This is a genomic window from Paenibacillus nuruki, from assembly GCF_963311185.1.
GTDB classification, from domain to species: Bacteria; Bacillota; Bacilli; order Paenibacillales; family Paenibacillaceae; genus Saccharibacillus; species Saccharibacillus nuruki.
This window is the reverse complement of sequence record NZ_OY725677.1, coordinates 444,029-465,147: the sequence shown is the minus strand read 5'-3', so window position 1 is coordinate 465,147 and position 21,119 is coordinate 444,029. Positions and strand designations below refer to the sequence as shown.

The 21,119-nt window shown below is 36.9% G+C and carries 19 protein-coding genes; 5 read left to right on the top strand and 14 right to left on the bottom strand.

The annotated features are described in order from the left end of the window. Positions 1-20 precede the first annotated feature (20 nt). From RCP16_RS02290 to galE, 8 genes are all read right to left on the bottom strand, one after another. A complete protein-coding gene (locus RCP16_RS02290; RefSeq protein WP_308641557.1) occupies positions 21-437 on the bottom strand; it encodes a 3-hydroxyacyl-ACP dehydratase FabZ family protein in 417 nt (138 codons plus the stop codon). A 4-nt stretch (positions 438-441) separates the two neighbouring features. Beyond that, positions 442-1,683 carry a beta-ketoacyl-ACP synthase II gene (gene fabF / locus RCP16_RS02285; protein WP_308641556.1) on the bottom strand — a complete coding sequence of 414 codons (1,242 nt, stop codon included), beginning with the start codon at positions 1,681-1,683 and terminating at the stop codon, positions 442-444. A 19-nt stretch (positions 1,684-1,702) separates the two neighbouring features. Next, the gene (locus RCP16_RS02280; RefSeq protein ID WP_308641555.1) at positions 1,703-4,651 is read right to left on the bottom strand and encodes an aldehyde dehydrogenase family protein; all 2,949 of its coding nucleotides are present in this window, start codon (positions 4,649-4,651) and stop codon (positions 1,703-1,705) included. Positions 4,652-4,699: 48 nt separating this feature from the next. Continuing rightward, positions 4,700-6,160, bottom strand: coding sequence for a class I adenylate-forming enzyme family protein (locus RCP16_RS02275; RefSeq protein WP_308641554.1), 1,461 nt, complete (start codon positions 6,158-6,160; stop codon positions 4,700-4,702). A 10-nt stretch (positions 6,161-6,170) separates the two neighbouring features. Continuing rightward, complete coding sequence (fabI, locus tag RCP16_RS02270) at positions 6,171-6,944, bottom strand: enoyl-ACP reductase FabI (RefSeq protein ID WP_308641553.1); 774 nt, start codon at positions 6,942-6,944, stop codon at positions 6,171-6,173. Between the two features lie 217 nt (positions 6,945-7,161). After that, positions 7,162-7,695, bottom strand: coding sequence for a hypothetical protein (locus tag RCP16_RS02265; protein ID WP_308641552.1), 534 nt, complete (start codon positions 7,693-7,695; stop codon positions 7,162-7,164). A gap of 240 nt (positions 7,696-7,935) precedes the next feature. After that, complete coding sequence (locus RCP16_RS02260; protein WP_308641551.1) at positions 7,936-9,543, bottom strand: UDP-glucose--hexose-1-phosphate uridylyltransferase; 1,608 nt, start codon at positions 9,541-9,543, stop codon at positions 7,936-7,938. Further along, complete coding sequence (galE, locus tag RCP16_RS02255) at positions 9,536-10,528, bottom strand: UDP-glucose 4-epimerase GalE (protein ID WP_273594576.1); 993 nt, start codon at positions 10,526-10,528, stop codon at positions 9,536-9,538. Before galE ends, RCP16_RS02260 begins: the two co-directional genes overlap by 8 nt. A 385-nt stretch (positions 10,529-10,913) precedes the next feature. On the opposite strand from galE, the gene RCP16_RS02250 reads away from it, so the two are divergent. The 3 genes from RCP16_RS02250 (at position 10,914) to RCP16_RS02240 (ending at position 13,719) form a co-directional block, all read left to right on the top strand. Then, positions 10,914-11,780 carry an AraC family transcriptional regulator gene (locus RCP16_RS02250; protein WP_308641550.1) on the top strand — a complete coding sequence of 289 codons (867 nt, stop codon included), beginning with the start codon at positions 10,914-10,916 and terminating at the stop codon, positions 11,778-11,780. Between the two features lie 50 nt (positions 11,781-11,830). Continuing rightward, positions 11,831-12,304, top strand: coding sequence for a MarR family transcriptional regulator (locus tag RCP16_RS02245; RefSeq protein WP_308641549.1), 474 nt, complete (start codon positions 11,831-11,833; stop codon positions 12,302-12,304). A 161-nt stretch (positions 12,305-12,465) separates the two neighbouring features. Beyond that, complete coding sequence (locus RCP16_RS02240) at positions 12,466-13,719, top strand: MFS transporter (RefSeq protein WP_308641548.1); 1,254 nt, start codon at positions 12,466-12,468, stop codon at positions 13,717-13,719. Between the two features lie 65 nt (positions 13,720-13,784). Here RCP16_RS02240 and mgrA read toward each other — a convergent pair whose 3' ends face one another. The 6 genes from mgrA to RCP16_RS02210 all read right to left on the bottom strand — a co-directional run bounded on the left by mgrA (position 13,785) and on the right by RCP16_RS02210 (position 19,265). Next, positions 13,785-14,789 carry an L-glyceraldehyde 3-phosphate reductase gene (mgrA, locus tag RCP16_RS02235; protein WP_273594580.1) on the bottom strand — a complete coding sequence of 335 codons (1,005 nt, stop codon included), beginning with the start codon at positions 14,787-14,789 and terminating at the stop codon, positions 13,785-13,787. Positions 14,790-14,894: 105 nt separating this feature from the next. After that, the gene (locus RCP16_RS02230) at positions 14,895-15,629 is read right to left on the bottom strand and encodes an NAD-dependent protein deacylase (RefSeq protein WP_308641547.1); all 735 of its coding nucleotides are present in this window, start codon (positions 15,627-15,629) and stop codon (positions 14,895-14,897) included. A gap of 60 nt (positions 15,630-15,689) precedes the next feature. After that, positions 15,690-16,460, bottom strand: coding sequence for an HAD family hydrolase (locus RCP16_RS02225; RefSeq protein ID WP_308641546.1), 771 nt, complete (start codon positions 16,458-16,460; stop codon positions 15,690-15,692). A gap of 79 nt (positions 16,461-16,539) precedes the next feature. Then, positions 16,540-17,361, bottom strand: a complete 822-nt coding sequence (locus RCP16_RS02220) for an alpha/beta fold hydrolase (RefSeq protein WP_308641545.1) — start codon at positions 17,359-17,361, stop codon at positions 16,540-16,542. A gap of 248 nt (positions 17,362-17,609) precedes the next feature. Next, a complete protein-coding gene (locus RCP16_RS02215; RefSeq protein WP_308641544.1) occupies positions 17,610-18,275 on the bottom strand; it encodes a bifunctional 2-keto-4-hydroxyglutarate aldolase/2-keto-3-deoxy-6-phosphogluconate aldolase in 666 nt (221 codons plus the stop codon). A 27-nt stretch (positions 18,276-18,302) separates the two neighbouring features. Next, complete coding sequence (locus RCP16_RS02210) at positions 18,303-19,265, bottom strand: sugar kinase (protein ID WP_308641543.1); 963 nt, start codon at positions 19,263-19,265, stop codon at positions 18,303-18,305. A gap of 273 nt (positions 19,266-19,538) precedes the next feature. Between RCP16_RS02210 and RCP16_RS02205 the strand changes: the two genes are divergently transcribed. Together RCP16_RS02205 and RCP16_RS02200 are read left to right on the top strand one after the other, a co-directional pair. Beyond that, the gene (locus tag RCP16_RS02205; RefSeq protein WP_308641542.1) at positions 19,539-20,609 is read left to right on the top strand and encodes an acyltransferase family protein; all 1,071 of its coding nucleotides are present in this window, start codon (positions 19,539-19,541) and stop codon (positions 20,607-20,609) included. Between the two features lie 195 nt (positions 20,610-20,804). Next, a complete protein-coding gene (locus tag RCP16_RS02200) occupies positions 20,805-21,056 on the top strand; it encodes a KGG domain-containing protein (RefSeq protein WP_137223524.1) in 252 nt (83 codons plus the stop codon). Positions 21,057-21,119 lie beyond the last annotated feature (63 nt).

Here is a 21,119-nt window from a genome sequence, read left to right as displayed (position 1 = left end):
CGAGTCTATGATGGAAGAGACTATGACATTTTTTGATCCAATGAAACAATCTCCTCAGCTTCTACTATTAAACGTTCTCCCACATGTGCTGTACCTTTTCCAACTACATAACCACGCCGGCGTTTTACAACCTCATAATAAAGATCAAGTTTTTCACCGACTTTAACCTGACTAAAAACATTAATTCCTTTCAAACTGGTTAAAAATGAGATACCTGTTACATCCATAGTTGCAAAAGCTCCAATCTGAGCTAACGATTCTACAATAAGGGTAGAGGGCATATATAGATTGGACTCATTAATAAACCAGTCATTTTCATCAATTATTTTATATCCTTTAGCCCAATGTCCATCCTCATACCCCACTACACTGTCCACAAACAAAAAAGGGTAACGATGTGGAAGAACATCTGGAATATGAATATGTTCTCCGTTCATAACGTTATTCTCCTTTCCATTTACGAACTGCGATACATACGTTATGTCCACCAAATCCGAAAGAATTGCTTATTGCTGCCTGAACTTCTTTTTCCTGATATACATGAGGAACAAAATTCAATTCCGGATCTTCAGGTTGATCACAATTCAAAGTAGGCGGAATCTTACTATGTAATAGAGTCTGTACTGTAGCAATTAATTCTACAGCACCGGCTCCCCCCATTAGATGTCCTGTCATCGATTTAATAGAAGAAATAGATAATTTGAGTGCGTGATCTCCAAAAATTTTACGAATCGCATTGATCTCCATCTGGTCATTAAAAGGAGTACTTGTTCCATGGGCATTAATATAATCTACTTCTTCAATAAGAACGTTTCCATCTTCTAGTGCCAATCGAATAGCCTCAGCAGGACCTGAACCTGAAGGATCAGGTGCTGTAATATGATAAGCATCTGTTGTGCAACCATAGCCCACAACTTCTGCGAGAATATTCGCTCCTCGATGTAATGCATGTTCTAATTCTTCTAATATCACAACGCCTGCACCCCCACCAATAACAAACCCATCACGACCTGTATCAAATGGGCGACTTGCTTTTTGTGGTTCATTATTTCTTCTAGATAGTGCATGAATATTAGCAAAAGAAGCCAAATCTAAACGACTAAAGTTAGCTTCAGCACCACCAGCTACAACGACATCAGCTGTTCCATATTGAATGGTTCGTAGCGCTTCCCCAATTGCAGTACTACCTGTAGCACAAGCAGTAACTACAGCGAAAGAAGGACCTTTTGCTCCTAAGGCGATAGATATTTCTCCAGCAGCCGAATTGATCATCATTGCAGATACAAAATGAGGAGAAACGCGTTTAGGCCCAATCTCATTTAGTTTTTTGTAATTTTCTTCTACAATATCTAAGCCCCCTGCTCCAGATCCCACTATAACTCCAACTCTTGGTGCATTGTGTTCATTAATAACAAGTTGAGATTGTTCTATAGCTTGATGTGCAGCTGCAAGAGCAAACTGAGTAAATTGAGCGACTTTATTTGCTTCTTTTTTAGTCATATATTGAAGGGGATCAAAGTCTTTAACAGTAGCTCCAATCTTAGTTGGAATATCTTCCACGTCAAAAGTAGTTATATCTTCAATGCCACTTTTTCCTTTTATTAAAGAATCCCAAAAATCCTTAACATTTAGTCCTACTGGAGTTATCACTCCTTGACCTGTTACAACTACTCTTTTTCTCAATCTATACACATCCTTCGTCCTATGATTTACTGTTAGCGAATTGTTCTATTACAGGAAAGTCTCCATAAATATGACTAATTTTCTCATGAATATCTTTTAAATTAGTATGCACATTAATAATCACTAATTTATGTTCCTGATATTTTTTCCAAGCAAGTTGTAAAATTTCTTTAGCGTCATTTTTATTATGGATATCTAAATTTTCAACAAAATCATTTTGAATTGAAGTTATATTTTTGTTAGCCGATTTTGAAATAAATGAGAATGAATTCTTCACTTCTGATGACTGATAGTTCAACTGATTTTGTAACCAACCGTATCCTCCATTATTAAGTACAATATAGATAACAGGTATCTGATATTCGATAGCTGTTATCAAATCTGAACAAAACAAATTAAATGCCCCGTCTCCTATTAAAGCAACTACTGGATTTTCTGTTGCAATACTAACTCCTAAAGCCGCCGCTGCACCAAACCCAAGACTGGTTTGATCACTAGGGACGACGGAATGTGCATCTTTTCCAAAACAAAAATATGGATAAAAGTACGACCACATGTCTTGAAGACCATTTTCTTGAACCATCGTTATATTTGAAGGAAATTCTTCTTGAATAATAGATAACAATTCAGAAACATGAATATCAGGCACGGTTTGTAGCTTTTCCATATATTCGATTCGATGTGCAAAAGCCTTTTGTTTGCAATTATTTATCTCTGCTAACCAATTTACAGGATTGACCTCAGTGCTAGAGATTAACCATGATGATAAAGTAGAATATCCATCACCCATTATTTTCAAGCCTGAGTATTCTAAATTAAAATCATCTAGTTCAATATTAACTTGAATCAATGGTGTATTTTGTAAGAGTACATTCCATTCAAAAGTAGCTGTTTCTTCTAAACGACTTCCTAAAGAAATGATTAAATCTGCATTTTCCCATAATGTTCGGATATGAGGATCTGTATATAAGCCAGCCACTCCACAAAATGATGGATGATTTTCGTCCACTGTTCCACGTCCTGAAGCAGTTACAAATATAGCAGCTTCATGATTTATTGCGAACTGTTCAACGATATCCGAAGATTGACCTTGCATGCCACCGCCAACCAATAGAATGGTTTTGTGAGAGTGTTGAAGTAAGTCAAGCCCTGCTTGTAATTGTCTAGGCGAAGGAACAATAGACAAAAATTCCAATGCATGAAATGGATACTCTATTGTCAAAGATTGTTCTATTAAATGTTCAGGTAACTCAATATAAACAGGTCCTGATGCACCGTTTTTGGCCAAAAAAGTAGCCTTCTCTAATGCCCATACCAAACGATCTAGATGTTCCACCCGATAAGACCATTTCACAAGTGGTTTAACTAAAGATAATTGATCTGTTTCTTGAAATGATTTGGTTCCTAATTTGTCTCCACCTGTTCCTAGTGCTATTAATAATAGTGGAACTCCCAAATGGCATGCTTCCAATAATCCAGTTATCGTATTAGTAAGTGCTGGGCCTTTTCCTACAATACATACCGCTAATTGATGATTAGTTAGAGCATAACCAGATGCCATAAATAAAGCATTACGTTGATCTTTGCACATAATGAATTTAATTTCCGATTCTGGTAGTGATTTAAGAATACTGAGATCATCACTAGGTAGACCAAACAAATGTTGTGTTCCGATAGACTGCAAATATTTGATCACGACATCCCAAGGACGTAATTCTTCTATCATGTTAACGCCTTCTTTTTCTACTAAATACTCTGCCACAATCTCTGAAATTAACACTGGTTTAGATATTAATTTCATATTGTAATAAATGTAATTGGACATGGTTCCATACCCACCAAAAGCTTTATTACCTTGATCTACATCTTCTAACGTTTCATTAATGGTAAGTGTATGTTTTTTCCGTAAAAAAGGAGCTAGATGTTCTGATCCGTATAAGCTACATCCCATCGCACGTTCACTAAAATAACTTGAAGAAATTCGTTGAGTTAATTGTTCTTCGACTTTATAACTTACCACATTGAATACAGGAGAAAAATATTCAATAAATTCTAAATTTTGATCGATTTCACTGTATAAAATAGTAGGTTCCATTTTCTTAGTCCGAAAATCGATACCACCACCATAAATAATAAATTGATCATTAGTATTGAAATATTCAGATATGGAATAAAGTATATCTTTGTAGAAGATCGGAGAGTAGTTCGCATTAGGGTCTGTCTTCTCACCAAACATTAATCCGTCCAATCTTTCAATCAATGAGCTTTTAAAATAATCTGCTATACTCTCATGAATTAAAATAATATCTGGACCTAAACAATCTTGACCTGAGTTGAAAAGTCTCATTCGAATAACATCATCAACTGCTAATTCTATATTTGCATCAGGACCAATAATAAACGGATTAATCCCTTGCCCAAAGAAAATATATAATTGATTTTTTTGAATTTGTTTTTTTATTTGTTCTGCATTTGAGTAACTACCTGTGAATATAACAATATCAGCAGGTTGAACAAAATCGCTCATGAATACTTTTTGACTTACTTTTTGCTGGAAAATAGGAAGTTGATGAATGGGTTGAAGTTTTTCATGAAGTCTATTTACATATTCTATAACGTGGGAGGATGGACGAAAATGAATAGTCTTGACATATAACGAGGGTACAAGAAGATATAGTGCATATGAATATAAAATAACATTTGAAGGCATAAATACAGCCATTGACTCTTGAATATTTGGTTGATGAGTTTCTATTTCTTTTAAAGCACCTTGTAAAGTAAGAATTGTTGAATCAATTTCTGCATTTGCGGCTCGATATGATGAAATGCAAGAAAGAATATCTAAAACTTCTTGTCGTGATTCAATAAGATAATTTGTACATTTTACAATTGCCTCTTGCCTTTCTAATAGCGATATTGAATTAGTTAGTTCTCTACTTACGTTCATTTGAATTCTTCCCTTCTTCATTTAAGTAAATTAATGGATAAATATTAGAATAATATACTTATGGGGAAATCAATTTTTACGTAATTCAATTTTTTCCTGAGCTAATTTCTCTAGATGTAAGCGATCAACTTTTCCATTTCGATTAAGAGGAAACGTTTTAAGAGCAAAAAGTCGATCAGGGTACATGTATGTAGGCAGTACCGTGTTCATCTCTTTACGCAATGAATGTAATATCTCAGAATATTCACTTTCAATAAATATAATAATTAAATTCCCTTTAGAGATATCATCTAAAGTTACAACACAACAACGATATCCAAAAGCACTAATTCGATCTTCAATATATACAGCAGATATCATATAACCCATTCGATTAATTGTTTTTCCAATCCGACCAATTACATAAAGATTATTTTGATTGAAATATCCTAAATCGCCTGTTTGAAACCAATCTTTTTCTATCACAGACTCTGTTAACTCAGGACGATTCAAATAACCCTCCATGCGACCTATACTTTTTATCCATACTTCTCCAGTAATTCCTTGATCTACTTCATTTTTATTTTGATCTAAAATTTTTAGCATTACACCTGGCAAAGGCTTACCACAACCTTTAGGATTATCTAATGTTCCTAGAGTTACATTCCCTAATTCAGATAGTCCATAACCATTCAACAAAGGCTGTCCAAAAATAGAATTAAATTTTTGATCTAGATCACTTGTCAAAGGTGATCCTCCTACACACCACATTCTTATCTTTGCATTTTTAATCAGTTCGAGTTGTCTGGGTTTGCGCTCAAGCAAACGCAACAATGTGTAATAAGCAGAAGGATTAGCATCTACTATTGTTGCTTGATCTTTAGAAATTTGAGTAATGATACTCCAAAGATTTTTGGGGTTACAGATAATAAAAGAACAAGATACAAACCACCAAGAGAAAATAAGAGAAAGTCCATAAAAATGAGAGAATGGAACAATTGGTAACATACAATCAGATGATACATACTTCATCATTTGTATAGTATCTACAATATTTTCTATAAATGTAGATCCTGATTTTACAATTCCTTTTGGTTTACCAGTAGTTCCAGAAGAATACAAAATAAGTGCATCTTTTCTCTCACACCATTTTGAAAAATCAATTTTACAAATTGGTGATTCGATAGCCATTTTAAAATATAGTTTATATTCTTCTAATAATGCAGGAATAAGAATAGCGTTTACATTTTTTAATTCCGGGCAAATATCTGTTAGGATAACGTTTGCTTCTGTTTCAGTATAGATTTCCATAATTTCATCAGGCAATGTTTGCGAATCAATCACTATTATAGAAACAGCCATTTGACATAAAGAAAATAAAGATACAATAAACCAATAGGAATTATCTGATTTTAAAACAACATGATCTTGTGACGAAATTCCTTTCATATGAAATAATTCACAAAAAATATGAACATCTTTTTCAAATTGGTTTTTAGTTATTATTCCTTCTGTTGAAATAATTCGGCTATCTATCTGTGTGAGTAGCAATGCTTCCCCCCTACATTCCTGTAATGTGATAACCTGCATCTACATGAATTGTTTCACCCGTGATTCCTCTAGATAATTGAGATAATAAAAACATAGCCGTATCTCCAACTTCAGATGTATCTACTGTTTTGTGTAATGGTGTAATTTCTTCGATTTTTTTGAGCATTCCATTAAAATCTTTAATTCCGTATGCAGCAAGTGTACGTATTGGACCCGCAGATATGGCATTAACTCGAATTCCGTAAGATCCTAAATCATTAGCTAAATATCTTACACATGCTTCTAAAGAAGCTTTAGCTATACCCATTACATTATAATTAGTTATAGCTCGTTCAGCACCAATATATGTCATCGTTACTATACTTCCGCCTTCAGTCATTAAAGGATATATTCTTTGAGAAACCGCTGCTAAAGAATAAGCACTGATCTCATGAGCAAGAGTAAATCCATTTCTTGAAGTTTCCACAAATAATCCATCTAAATCCTCTGGTTTTGCATATGCTATGCTATGTACATAACCGTGTATAATGCCAACATGTTCTTTTAAAAATGAAGCAAGCATATCAATTTCTTCATCGATTTGAACATTACACGGGCAAATCAGTGAGTTAGGAATAGTATTAACAAGCTTTTGAACTCGTTCTAATACTCTTTCATTCTCATATGTAAAAATAAGTCTTGCACCTTGGGCAGCTAAAGATTGAGCGATTCCCCAAGCAATACTACGATTATTTGCGACTCCCATAATAAGAATATTTTTTTCATGTAACAACATACTGCTCATTGGATTCTCCTTCCATAATTTGAAATAAAAAATAAAAAATCACTTTATATGTCTTTATACTTTTAAACCATAATATAAAATGCATGAATTATGCAACCTAATTAATACATATTTTTGTAAATTTTAATAAATTATATAAAAAAATACATATATATTAAAAGAAACATAGAAGGGTTTTTACTCCCCTTCTATGTTAGAAATGATTCAAAAATCAAGATTATTTTATAACTTTTTCTTTTCTAGGAAAAAATGTATAACTGAAAGAGACAATAAAATCAATAAGTAATACCATTGTCCATGTTGTCATAATTCCAGTCAGTGGAAGCGAACGTTGAGAATCATTAATATACCAAATCATTCCTAACAACAACGCATTCCCAATTGCCCAACCCAAAAGATGCAATAACCAACCTATACGTTCTGATTTAGCATGTTGTGATCCATATTTCTTTTCAGGCTTCTTCCCTTTTCCAAACCAATAAGCAAATTTAGTATCTGCCCATTTAATTAGACGATGACCAAAAGCAACAGTAATACCTATATAACAAGCAGCAAGTCCCGTAGCTATTGTAACTTCTGATCCATTTTTCAAACTTAAGTAAACAGCTCCTAATAACAATAAGTCAATAACGGGAGTAAATAACAAAAAAATTGCTCCAAGCTTTTTCATTTTAAATAAATACCTTGTAATTAATCCAAGTACTACGAATACCCAAAATAAAACTTCAGCAGTAATAATAAACCAATACATAATAAGTTATTCCTTTCATCTTGATAGAATAGAATCACATTATTAGTTATATTTAAAAAAACCTCCTTAAACCTATTTTGCTTATTTTTCCACATTCAAACCTTATGTATACACAAGTTGATTTTCTGACGACCATATTATACCAAAAAATATTTTTTAATCCAATTATGTATATTTAGTTATAAAGTAAAAGACATAAAAAACTTCCTTTAAAAAGGAAGTTTTTTATGTCTTTTTTATTTAACTTTTCAGATGATAATTCATTCGTGTAACAAAGCGGCGGAATGCTTTACGACCTTGATCATTGCGTTTATATACGCCTGCATGTTCAAGAATTTCAGCAAATTTGGTACCGACTTCATTTTGAATCGTTAACGTGGCTTGATCATGATCTAGATCATTACCGTACGCTTCAACCAGATGCTCAATCCAAAGCAAGTGAATCGCTAATGGATGATTCGGTTGTTGTCTAATCATATCCAGCAAAGCGATATCTCCTGTTAGAATCGAAGCAATCTGATCCAATTCTTCTTTAAGACGACCTGGTAAAATAGCTAATCCCATGACTTCAATCAATCCGATATTTTCACGCTTCAAATGGTGCATCTCCGGATGAGGATGGAAAATCCCGTCTGGATACTGTTCATTCGTACGATTGTTACGCAATACAAGATCGATTTCATATTGACCATCACGACGACGAACAATCGGTGTCACTGTATTGTGACGAACCGATTCTCCATTTTGAATCGTTGACGCTAAAATATCAACTTCGGCATCACTATAGGATTTCCATGCTTCATAGATATCGTTCGCGGAGTTCAATAATAAAGATGAATTATTCGCACGCAAACGCACGACAGACATCGGCCAATTTACCAATTCTAATGTAATATCATCATGAACATTATGACCATATACTTCTTCCACAGTAGCTCGTTCAATCGGGAACGTATGTCGTCCACCCTGGAAATGATCGTGTGTCAAAATTGAACCGCCTACGATAGGCAAATCTGCATTCGATCCCAAGAAATAATGCGGGAATTCATCGACAAAATCAAGCAAACGACGGAATGTATCTTTTGTTAATTTCATCGGTACATGATCATGATGGAATACGATACAGTGCTCATTGTAATACACATAAGGTGAATACTGGAACAACCACGATTCTCCGTTCAGTTGAAGTGGAATAACACGTAGATTTTGGCGGGCTGGATGATTAATACGTCCTGCATAACCTACATTTTCACGACACAACTGACATTTAGGATACGATGGTGGTGGCATTAATTTAGCCAGAGCAATTTCAGCTGACGACTTCTCAGGTTTGGACAGATTAATCGTTATTTCCATTTCTCCGTATGCACTTGGTTGCTTCCAGTATACATTTTTGGAGACACGATCCATCCGAATATAATTGGAATTGATCGATAACTGATAAAATTCACTTGTTGCAGATTCAATACCTTCCCGATCTAACGTATCAAAGAAATCTCCAGTGACTTCTGATGGACGTGCCATCAATAATCCCATAATCTCTGCATCCATTAAATCCCGGTACGTATCTGTATTTTCAACCAATAATCCGATGCTATGTGCATAATCAATTAATGTATCCAACATCACTTGCGGTTCAGCCGCTGCTTGTCCCTGAGCGACCATATGAATTGCCGGCACATCTGGATTATAAGGTTCATCGAAATGGAATTGTTTTAACAATAGATTTCGTCCGTAATCGATATCGGCTCCTTTAATTAATCCTTTATCAAAAGCGAACTTAATCAGTTCATCGATTGCAAGTAATGCGCTATTTTGTTCAGCTGTACGTTCTACTGGATTACTCATGATTACCATATCCTTGTGGATGAGATTCGTGCCATTGCCATGCACCACTAATAATATCTTCTAATTGATTGTAAGAAGGCTTCCATCCAAGTACAGAGCGTGCTTTATCCGAAGAAGCCACCAAGACTGCTGGATCACCACTACGACGTGCTTCAAATTTGACCGGAATATCGCGTCCTGTGACTTTGACTGCGGTCTCAATCACTTGTTTTACAGAGAATCCTTGACCGTTACCTAGATTGAATACATTACTTGCACCTTCATTGTTCAGATACTCTACAGATTTGATATGCGCATCTGCTAGATCGCTGACATGAATATAATCACGTACACATGTACCATCTTCTGTCGGATAATCTTCACCAAAGACCGAGATAAATTCACGTTGACCTAATGCTGTCTGTAATACCAACGGGATCAAATGTGATTCTGGACGGTGATCTTCTCCAATTTTGCCACTTGTATGTGCACCTGCTGCATTAAAGTAACGTAGAGCTACATAACGAATACCATGTACTTTATCGAACCAGTTCATCATGCGTTCCATCATTAACTTGGTCTCTCCATATACGTTAGCAGGTTCTGTACGATCACTTTCTTCAATCGGTACTTTTTCCGGTTCACCATAAGTTGCTGCTGTTGAAGAAAATACGATTTTTTTCACGCCTGCTTGTTGCATCGCATCCAGTAGACACATTGCACCATAGACATTGTTATCATAATATTTGAAAGGATTCTGCATACTTTCACCAACCAGTGAACTTGCTGCGAAATGGATTACTGCTGTAATATCATTTTCAGCAAAAATGCGAGTTAACAATTCTTTATCTCGTAGATCACCTTCATAGAATTTGCCACCTAGAAGTGCTTCTTGATGACCTGTTAATAAGTTATCAATCACCACTACTTCTTCTCCACGTTCTAATAAATCAGCTACTGTATGTGATCCGATATAACCTGCTCCACCTGTGACTAATATTGCCATTTTATTCGCCTCCTAATAGTAGTATATATGATGTTATCTAGTGTAACTCTCTTTTGTGAAGAGTATATAAACAGAACATGTGCCAAATCAATCCATGTCTAAAAAGTCGCTACTTCAACATAAAACCATAATCTTAAGCAGTATCGATGTGACCTGATGTTAAACATTGTTAGTTATTTATATACTAGATCAGTACTATTTATATGCTAGTATATGTGAAAATACATATGATATTTGCCTTTATTTACTATCATATTTAGATATGATGTAATGTTTGGCTTGAACTAAGTATACTATATGAATATCATAAGATGTAATGAATAGATGTGTGATCTATATGGACAAATGTGACTTCGGCAATAAACTTCACCTTAAGGAGTGCATAGTGATGACAAATGCCAAAACGTATCAAGTTTCACCTAATCCTATTTTTCATGACCAAGGAGCTTTGTATGTATTGTTTGCTGGTGAAAGTCAGACATCACCTGATCACCGTATTGGTCCCAAAATATATGATTATTATCTGCTCCATTATATTGAAAGCGGATATGGTCAATTTATCACCGAGGAGCGAGCCTACCGTTTATCTCAAGGGGATTTATTTCTGATTCATCCTGGGCAATTGGTCAGCTATATTTCCGATCAACAGCAACCCTGGCATTATCGCTGGATTGCTTTTGCTGGACAGGAAGCAGCGACAATGATTGAAAAGGTTGGTTTTACACTTCATTCTCCTATTGCTCGGACAGGTGAGCAAGAACGTATCGGTACGTATTTAGAACAATTACTTGTGTCATTTGCCAGTCAAAAAGAAAGTTCTGATCTAGCTGCACTCGGGTATCTGCATCTGATTCTATCGGAGATCAGTGACTTAATGATACAACAATCTGTATTGCCTGGAACTCAATCAATGACCCGCCGTATCGTTAAACAAATGATTCATTACATGTCCAGTCAGTATGCGCATCCTGTATCGATCGAAGATATGTGTAACAGTCTCGGGTATAATCGAGCATATATGTCTCGCATTTTCAAAAAAGAAACAGGTATGACACCCATCACGTATCTGCTCAAATTACGTATAGATAAAGCACGTCAATTGTTGCGAGAGCGTCCCGAGTTGTCTACCCAGCAGATTGCAGCTTCTGTTGGCTTAACTGATGCTCTTTATTTTTCTAAACAGTTCAAACGGTTTTATCAAGTATCGCCTACCGGATATCGTGCTTCTGTTCATCAATACAAACATCACTAATATTGAAATGTAGTCTGGATCACTATCATAATCGGAGGAGGAACTGAAAGATGAATAAAAAAGAACAGGTACTTACCCATTTCCGAGATTTATTTAGTAAACTAGTCTGGTTGAATAAGCTCAAAATGGAAAGTAGCCTTACTGATTATAAACCTTCTGAAGTACACTGTATCGAATATATTGGGCACCATACCGATGCAAATGTAACCAAGATGTCAGAATCACTGTATATGACCAGAGGTGCGATAAGCAAAATCACTAAAAAACTGATCGACAAACAACTGATCGAAAGCTATCAGAAACCTGATAATAAAAAAGAAATTTATTTCAGACTTACAGAACAAGGAATCCAAATCCAACATATGCATGAGCAATTGCACCAAGAATTTGAAGAACGAGATCAAGTTGTATTTGAACAAGTAACTGATGAACAATTTGAAAATATGCTTCGTTTTATAGAAAAATACAGTAATCATTTGGATGATGAAATTAAAAAGTTAGATCATGATCCAAAGTCTGAATAAACCGATCGATGATCAAACAATAAGATAGAGCTCAGACAACTACTCTTGATCATAAGTGAGTTGTCTTTTTTGTATTTTTATTTTTGTTGACAAGGAAACAAAATGATAATATGATAAATTTGTTTCCTAGGAATCAATATGAAAATAAGGAGAGATGACTTTTGTCTACATCAACACCCCATGATTCACAACATCCCGAACCACAGGTAAATAAACACGCTTTACGCTTTGGATTAATCTCTGTCTTTCTTTGCGGCATTGGGTTCAGTATTATAGCGCCTGTTGTTCCTTTTTTAGTTCAGCCTTATGTTCATTCTTCAGCAGATCAAGCGATTATGGTTACGCTATTAATGTCTGTATATGCTCTTTGTGTATTTCTAGCCGCCCCTGTACTTGGAGCATTAAGTGATAAATATGGTCGTCGTCCTATACTATTATTATGTCTATTCGGTTCAGCTGTCGGGTATTTGATTTTCGGCATTGGAGGAGCATTATGGGTATTGTTCGTTGGGCGTATCATTGAAGGGATAACAGGTGGAAATATCAGTACGATCTTTGCTTACTTTGCAGATATTATTCCCCCTCAACAACGCACCAAATATTTTGGCTGGTTAGGCGCTATTGTAGGTGTAGCTACAGTAATTGGTCCCACATTAGGCGGAATACTTGCCAAATTTGATTACACATTTCCTTTATATTTTGGAGCTGTTATCACATTATTGAATATGTTGTATGGATACTTTTTTATGCCAGAAAGTCTTGCAGCGCAACATAGACAATCACAGATGACCTTTCAAAAGTTAAATCCTTTTGCTCAACTGGCTAGTCTCTTGTCTACGAAATACTTGAGTCGATTATTAATAGCTGCTTTTTTACTCTGGATTCCGAATGGATCTTTACAAGCCATTTTTTCTCAATTGACGATAGATACATTTCAGTGGAAACCGGTATTAATTGGGCTAATGTTTTCGATTCTGGGTGTTCAAGATATTATTGCTCAGGGTCTAATCATGCCTCAACTTCTGAAAAAATACAGTGATCAACAAATCGCTACACTGGGAATGATGGCTGAAATTATCGGTTATGGACTTATTGCTGTGTCGATTGGATTCACTTATTATCCTCTTTTTATCGCAGGAATGTTTGTATTTGGTTGTGGTGATTCGCTCTTCGGACCTGCATTTAACGGTATGCTTTCCAAATCTGTAGATGCAAGCGAACAAGGCAGAGTTCAAGGAGGAAGCCAATCAATCCAAGCTTTGGCTAGAATGATCGGGCCACTTATTGGAGGGCAAATTTATATTTTACTCGGTCATACAGCTCCTGCTTGGATGGGAATGATACTGATTGTATTGGCTATCTTTGTTTTGCACAGAGGGGTTAAGAATATACAGCAAAAAGGCTTTAGAACGTAACCACGCTCTAAAACCTTTTGACTTAAAAATGAAGAATACTGATTGTATTCTGCTATTATTACAGCTTACTTAGATTCGTCTGTTTGCAAAATCGACTCGATACGATCCAATTCAGCTTGCGTAAAATCAAGATTGTTCAGCGCAGCTACATTCTCTTCAATCTGAGAAACACGACTAGCACCGATAAGCGCAGACGTTAATTTACCACCACGTAATACCCATGCTAATGCTAATTGAGCTAGACTTTGTCCGCGCTCTGAAGCGACTTCATTCAGAGCTTGTACTTTACGAATACTTTCCGGTGTAATCGAATCTTCACTTAAAAAGACAGAAGAACCAGCTGCACGTGAATCTTCTGGTACACCGTTCAAATATTTGCTAGTCAGTAGTCCTTGTGCAAGTGGACAGAACGCAATACTACCTGTTCCTGTTTCTTCAAGCACATCTTGCAATCCATCTTCAATCCAGCGATTGACCATAGAATAATTAGGCTGGTGAATCGTAAGTGGTGTGCCCAATTGTTTCAAAATGGATGCCGCTTCCCGTGTCTGTTCTGCGGAATAACTAGATATTCCTGCATATAAAGCTTTACCTGAACGTACAGCATAATCTAATGCCATCATCGTTTCTTCAAGCGGAGTCTCCGGATCAAAGCGGTGAGAGTAGAAAATATCAACATAATCGACATTCATCCGTTTCAGACTCTGATCAAGACTGGATAACAAGTTTTTGCGAGAACCCCATTCGCCATAAGGACCTGGCCACATATAATAACCTGCTTTGGTCGAGATAATCATCTCATCCCGATAAGCAGCAAGATCTTGCTTCAACACTTGTCCGAATGTTTCTTCTGCTGAGCCTGCGGGTGGGCCATAATTGTTAGCCAAGTCAAAATGCGTAATACCTATATCAAAAGAACGTGTGATCATCTCACGACTGTTCTCATACACATTAATTCCACCAAAATTATGCCATAATCCTAGTGAAATCGCTGGCAGTTTCAAACCTGAACGACCACTACGATTATACTTCATCTCTTCATAACGCTTTTCTGAAGCTACATAGACCACAATAACCCCTACCCTTCTTCAAGCAAAAATAGATATATTCACATCTTCCAAATCATAGCGTAAGCGTTACCATTATGCAAATAAATTCATTTCGCTAAACTTATATTAGAGGCGCTGTTGTACTTTCTCCATCACACTGCCCATTGGATCAGTAATCAATAAATCAGCATGACGATCATGACCTGTCGGTGAAGCATTGAGCAGTACCGTATGTTGACCACGGAAATAAGAAACCAATCCCGCTGCTGGATAGACTGTAAGTGATGTACCTCCAATTAATAATAGGTCTGCTTGTGATAATACTTCTACCGTTTGCTCAAGTACATCTTGATCTAAGGATTCTCCATACAATACTACATCCGGTCGAATGACACCTTGATCAATCGGACAACGCGGGACTCCTGATTGAGCCAGTACATCGTCTAATGTATAAGAATGTCTACATGTCGTACAGTAATTCCGATGAATCGAACCATGCAATTCTAACACTTTCTGATTACCTGCCATCTGATGCAGACCATCTATATTTTGCGTAATGATAGACAATAATTTACCTTGCTTTTCCAAAAGGGCTAATACATTGTGCACTGGATTAGGCTTAGCTTGTGGATGGATCAACTTACTGCGATAAAATTCAAAAAACAATTCCGTTTCTTTTTCAAAAAAAGAACGACTTAACATTTCTTCAGGCGAATATCCTCTTTTACCATTTTCACTATACAATCCTTGTGCCGAGCGAAAATCAGGAATACCACTTTCGGTTGATGTGCCTGCTCCACCGAAAAACACAATACGTTGCGATTGTTGTAACCATGTAGTTAACTGTTCGATTTTATCCATAATGATGCTCCTCTCTATTGAGTCTTTATCTATAAAGTAAAAGCGCAAGTTTACAATCTATCATTTGATGATACGAAGCTGATCGTAATGAGTAATCACTAGATCTGCATCTGGTAATTCGATCTTTGCAGATGTTACAGAAGAACTGATACCGATACAACAGGCGACATTGGCATGTTTGCCCATTTGCATATCTGCATTGCTGTCTCCGATTAACACACTATGAGCAGGCGATATGCCTAGTTGTTCACAGGCTAAGTACACTAGGTCCGGTGCTGGCTTACTCTGCTGTACTTGATCACTACCGATCACATAATCAAAGTAAGAATCCAATTCACTCCAACGTAGATGCTTTACCGCTTCAGATGTCCAATCGGCTGTTACGACTGCCAGTGGAAGCTGTGCAGATACACATTGTTCTAGAAATGGAAGCAGTCCGGGCAATGGTTGCACCGGACGTTCCTTTTCGATAGATTGCATAGCAAGCTCACTGAACTGACGAATACGAGCAATAGCTTGATCCCACGGTGTTCCCGCAGCATACAATTGCCATGCCAGTATCGCTGTCGATTCTTCTACAGAAGCCATTGCCAATGGACCTAGACGATCGTAATCATTTAATAGACCTTGAGCATCGTAACGAGTTCCAAATACATGTTCACGATCTCCGGTAAAGGTATGACCACTTGATTGCAAATACTGTTCGATCTGTTGAAGCATATGCTCCCCCCATGATCCCCATAACTGCATAAAATCAAACAATGTCCCATCTTTATCAAATAAAACAGCATCACAGCGTATTTGCTGTGTACCTATTTGTAAAAGCACCATTGACATGTACTCCTTTAGTGACCGTGATCTAACCTATATTTATAATGTATACATACGATATGCGTAGCTAGCAAATCATTTATTTTTTAGTAGAAGCCTTTGTAGCCGGAATTTCTTTCATCCATCCTAGAATCGTATTCACCGTCTGTTTACGTTGTTCATCGGCGTCGATTTGAGCAGGAAGATCATTCTTTTGTTCACCATAGCTACCAAATTGACCATGATTACCGCCTTCGATACTATAATAAACCGTTTGTTTTGGTAAAAAAGCTCGTGCTGCTTCATACGTATCTTTTTTGAGCAAACCATCATTAGAAGCGGTGATCGATAATACAGGAATATCGGTTTGTTGCAGACTTCCTTTTTGCTCTGGATAAGAAGCTAAGAAGAAGACACCTGCAATATGATCTAAATGACTAGCTGCATAACGAGCAGCAAAGACTCCACCTAATGAATGACCTCCAATAACAAATTTCTCATCTGGATGACGATCAATCACTGCTTGCGCTGCATCCGTTTTGAAAAATGCAAAATTGAACGGTAATTTCATAATATATACGGTGTGTCCATTTTTCGCTAGATCATGAGCAAGTAAGCTATATGCTTCTGGCTTTACCCGTGCCCCCGGATAAAAAATAACGCTATTTCCTTTAGGTTTGGCATTGCTAAAAGCAATCCAATCTTCTGTGTCTTGAACGGATATCTTATCTGTTCCTGAGACCAGAGCTTGTTGAGCCTGACTGCTAGGTGTATAAGGTGTAAATACATACCATGCTGCTGCACCTGCCGCAATCACAAGTACAATCAGAATCACGAGTAATACTTGACCGATCGTCCCTGCACGACTTCTCTTCCGTGTACGACCATAACTTGCAAATTGATTACGATTCTTTCTAAACATAAATCTATGAGTCTCCTTCCACCTGCATCCTAGCACTGTATAAGTATAAAGCAACAGCCCGTTTCCTTCGCAGGACAACAGGCTGCTTCTTATGTGATTATATCATTTTTTGGAGCACAGTATAAACACTGGCTTTTCTACATATACTTAGAATAAGGATTCATTGTTACTTTTTGATTTAGACTTATTTATTTTTAAAGTACTTTTATTTTATGCACACGTCTGCATTTTTCGTGAAGACTAAAGCCTTATTGCTGCTTAGCCTGATAGAAAGCTTCCATGTATTGTTCTGCTTTTTGGCGTACCAGACCATAATCCCCTGTTTTGAGTGCTTCTGTCGTGAGATCCGAACCGATCCCTACTGCTACTGCTCCAGCTTTGATCCATTCTCCTAGATTATCCAAAGATACACCGCCTGTAGGCATAATATTCGCTTGAGGCATAGGTCCTTTTAATGTTTTGATAATGGAAGGATCGTATAGATTCCCAGGGAATAATTTAACGATATCAACACCTAGCTCAAGTGCATGTTGTATGCCTTCTAGTGTCGTTACGCCGGGCAATACAGGTACACGATACAAGTTGCATATTTTAACCGTTTCTGGATTCAAAGAAGGCCCGACTACAAATTCTGCTCCAGCCATTATTGCAGCGCGTGCTGTTTGTGGTTCCAATACAGTTCCTGCTCCAATAATCGCAAAGTTATCAGCTGCATCTGCTTTCCAGCTATACATACGGCTTAATTTCTCAATCGCTTTGAGAGCGCCAGGAACAGTCATAGTGATCTCGATAACTTTGATCCCACCTGCAATCGCTTGTTCTGCCAGCGTAAAGACTTGATCTGCCGAGTCTCCGCGTAGCACAGCAACTACACCGTTATCTAATATTTTTTGTAATAATTGTAATTTTTTCATCGTTAAGTGCTCCTTTAGTAGGTTAGTTTAGCGTTCGATATGAACTTTATTATTTAACTTCGCTTCCACTTGCTCATGCGTCGGTAATGCTTCCCAATCGCCTACAGCCTGTATGACCATAGAACCGTTGAGGTTTCCCAGACGTACAGCTTCAGTCACTTCATAGCCCCGTAACAATCCAACGATAAAACCAGCACAGAAGCCATCTCCTGCTCCTACAGTATCGAGTACACGTTCTGCTTTGAAATAAGGCACTTCTAACTTCTGGTCTTGATTCAGCACATAGGTCAGATTAGGACCACCTTTGACAATACAGACAGCAGATAGTTGATTGAGACGATCAAAAATCTGTGTTTCATCTTCTGTTTCATATAACAAGCTTAGTTCGTCCAAGCCCGGTAAAAAGTAATCACATTGTTCGGCAAGCCGTAGTAATACTGGGCGAGCTTGTTCGATACTCCATAATTTCAGACGTAAATTAGGATCAAAACAGACTTTAACGCCTGCATTTCTAGCGATCTCGATTGCTTTTTGTACGGTCGCCAGTCCAGATTCACTGATCGCTGCTGTAATACCTGTAACATGCAATATTTTAGCGTGACTGATATACGTAGCATCCAGATCTTCTGGCATCATTCGACTAGCTGCTGAATGTTTGCGGTAATAATGTACCGAAGCATGACCGGATACATTTTCTCGTAACATCAGTCCCGTCTGTTCTCCTTCTGCTAATATTGAGCGAGATACATCTACACCTTCACCACGAATCGCTTTCTGGATCATGCGCCCTAAAGGATCAGCCCCAAGACGACCAAACCAACCTACCGAATGCCCTAAGCGAGCAATTCCTATCGCTAGATTACTTTCAGCACCGCCAAATGACTTATTAAGATGGGCAGCATACTCCAGACCACGTGAATCATCCGCAGTCATCAATCCCATAGACTCCCCAAAAGTGACCACTTCAGGGTAAGTGTGTTGATTGTTCATTGTTCAGCCTCCTGAGTCGCATACAAAATCATGCTTAATATGTAGCTGGTCATATTTACCATTGTCGCAACCGCTTTCTTTGTTGTCAATGACATAGCTTCATCATATATACACAATTTTAACGATAGATACCGTTTTCAATTGTGAATTAAATCACAATATTAAAAAGTTTTTTGTTTTACTTTTAAAGTAACCTTTATATCACGCTTAAAATAATACATTTCAGAGGGATAGGACGAAGCATTTCATCATCACTAACAGGAGGAACAACGTATGAATATTCCACTTAAAATTAATAAATATTCATTGAATACGATCGGAGAAACCTACTTTTTAAATATACGCTTTTTGCTCATAGTCTGTGTGGTAGCAGGTAACTTACTAGAACCGCTGATCCAACAATCAATAGCAGCGCATCATTTATTTGTATGGATTTTTTCATTCCATATGCCTCTATTTGTGTTGGTGACTGGTTATTTTGCTCGCTTTAATCTACATGGACCCGCAGGTAGCCAAATGTTACGTCATATTGCTCTACAATATATATTATTTCAAAGTATCTATTCTGTGCTTGATTATACGATTTTCCGTGTTCCTCATATTACGCATTCATTTTTTGCTCCTTATTTGTTACTCTGGTTTTTAGCTGGGCATATCGTCTGGCGTTTGTTATTGATTTCATTACGTATGTTTACATTCAAGCAACAATTGATTGTATCTGTAGCACTTGGATTAGGTGTAGGGTTACTTCCTGTAGATGGAGTATGGCTTGCTTTGTCCCGAACATTGATTTATTTCCCTTTCTTTATTGTTGGATACCATCTACATGTGGATAAAATAATATCGTTTTTTCAACATTATCGGCGCTCAATTGCTATAGGCTCTATCGCATTTATGATTTTATTTTTTGATTTGAACCTACCGCTCGTTATAGGATGGTTTTATGGTAATCAGACATTTGTGCAATTGGGCGTAAATTCATGGACAGGTATGTTGTATCGATTGTGTATGTATATGTTGCAATGTGTCGCTTCTATAGGTTTTCTTGCTCTGGTTCCTATCGGTGCTCACTATATAACTGAACTTGGTAGACGTACATTATATGTCTTTTTATTGCATGGACTTTTGGTGAGAGCGATAGAAACGACGGGCATTTTACATCAGTTCAATACACCTTTGGAAATAGTGATCCTATTGGTCTTCGCCATTCTTATAGCGGTATTACTTGCTCAACCGCAGGTTAAACATTGGACTTCACGATTAGTCGAGCCTTCTATCCCTCAACCGCTTTACTCCATGATCCATTATGTTCAAAGACATACTTTATTTCAAAAGCAATCCTAATGACCAATTATAAGGAATATATACACATAACAACGAAAATATAGATCGATTCGTGCTCTTTTTCTGCTATTATCGTATAATTTTTTCCAACTCATTCCTAATTATTCGTTTCACTCTAAACAAGACGGGTAAGTAAGGTTTAAGTATACATGGCATTCCATGCTTACACTTATATAAATAAGGAGTGATTTGGTGATGGCACAGAATAATAACAACAACGGCAAAATGAGTCGTGAAGAAGCAGGTCGTATGGGTGGCCAGGCAACCTCCAAAAAACATAATAAACAATTCTACCAACAGATCGGCAAAAAAGGTGGAGAAGCCACTTCTGAGTCTCATGATAAAGAATTTTATCAAGAAATCGGTAAAAAAGGCGGAGAAGCCACTTCCGAATCTCACGACAAAGATTTTTATAGAGAAATTGGCAAAAAGGGCGGCAGCCGTTAATACCATAAAAAGCAGACATTTCCATTAACGGTGGAATGTCTGCTTTTTTTGTGCCATCTTTTT

What these genes read in the sequence shown, in the direction of transcription:
- RCP16_RS02205 (WP_308641542.1), top strand. Translation starts at nt 19,539, where the DNA reads ATGAATATTCCACTTAAAATTAATAAATATTCATTGAATACGATCGGA.
- RCP16_RS02230 (WP_308641547.1), bottom strand. Translation starts at nt 15,629, where the DNA reads ATGGATAAAATCGAACAGTTAACTACATGGTTACAACAATCGCAACGT.
- RCP16_RS02290 (WP_308641557.1), bottom strand. Translation starts at nt 437, where the DNA reads ATGAACGGAGAACATATTCATATTCCAGATGTTCTTCCACATCGTTAC.
- RCP16_RS02260 (WP_308641551.1), bottom strand. Translation starts at nt 9,543, where the DNA reads ATGAGTAATCCAGTAGAACGTACAGCTGAACAAAATAGCGCATTACTT.
- fabI (WP_308641553.1), bottom strand. Translation starts at nt 6,944, where the DNA reads ATGAGCAGTATGTTGTTACATGAAAAAAATATTCTTATTATGGGAGTC.
- RCP16_RS02210 (WP_308641543.1), bottom strand. Translation starts at nt 19,265, where the DNA reads ATGAACAATCAACACACTTACCCTGAAGTGGTCACTTTTGGGGAGTCT.
- RCP16_RS02225 (WP_308641546.1), bottom strand. Translation starts at nt 16,460, where the DNA reads ATGGTGCTTTTACAAATAGGTACACAGCAAATACGCTGTGATGCTGTT.
- RCP16_RS02280 (WP_308641555.1), bottom strand. Translation starts at nt 4,651, where the DNA reads ATGAAGAAGGGAAGAATTCAAATGAACGTAAGTAGAGAACTAACTAAT.
- RCP16_RS02220 (WP_308641545.1), bottom strand. Translation starts at nt 17,361, where the DNA reads ATGTTTAGAAAGAATCGTAATCAATTTGCAAGTTATGGTCGTACACGG.
- RCP16_RS02215 (WP_308641544.1), bottom strand. Translation starts at nt 18,275, where the DNA reads ATGAAAAAATTACAATTATTACAAAAAATATTAGATAACGGTGTAGTT.
- RCP16_RS02245 (WP_308641549.1), top strand. Translation starts at nt 11,831, where the DNA reads ATGAATAAAAAAGAACAGGTACTTACCCATTTCCGAGATTTATTTAGT.
- galE (WP_273594576.1), bottom strand. Translation starts at nt 10,528, where the DNA reads ATGGCAATATTAGTCACAGGTGGAGCAGGTTATATCGGATCACATACA.
- RCP16_RS02200 (WP_137223524.1), top strand. Translation starts at nt 20,805, where the DNA reads ATGGCACAGAATAATAACAACAACGGCAAAATGAGTCGTGAAGAAGCA.
- RCP16_RS02265 (WP_308641552.1), bottom strand. Translation starts at nt 7,695, where the DNA reads ATGTATTGGTTTATTATTACTGCTGAAGTTTTATTTTGGGTATTCGTA.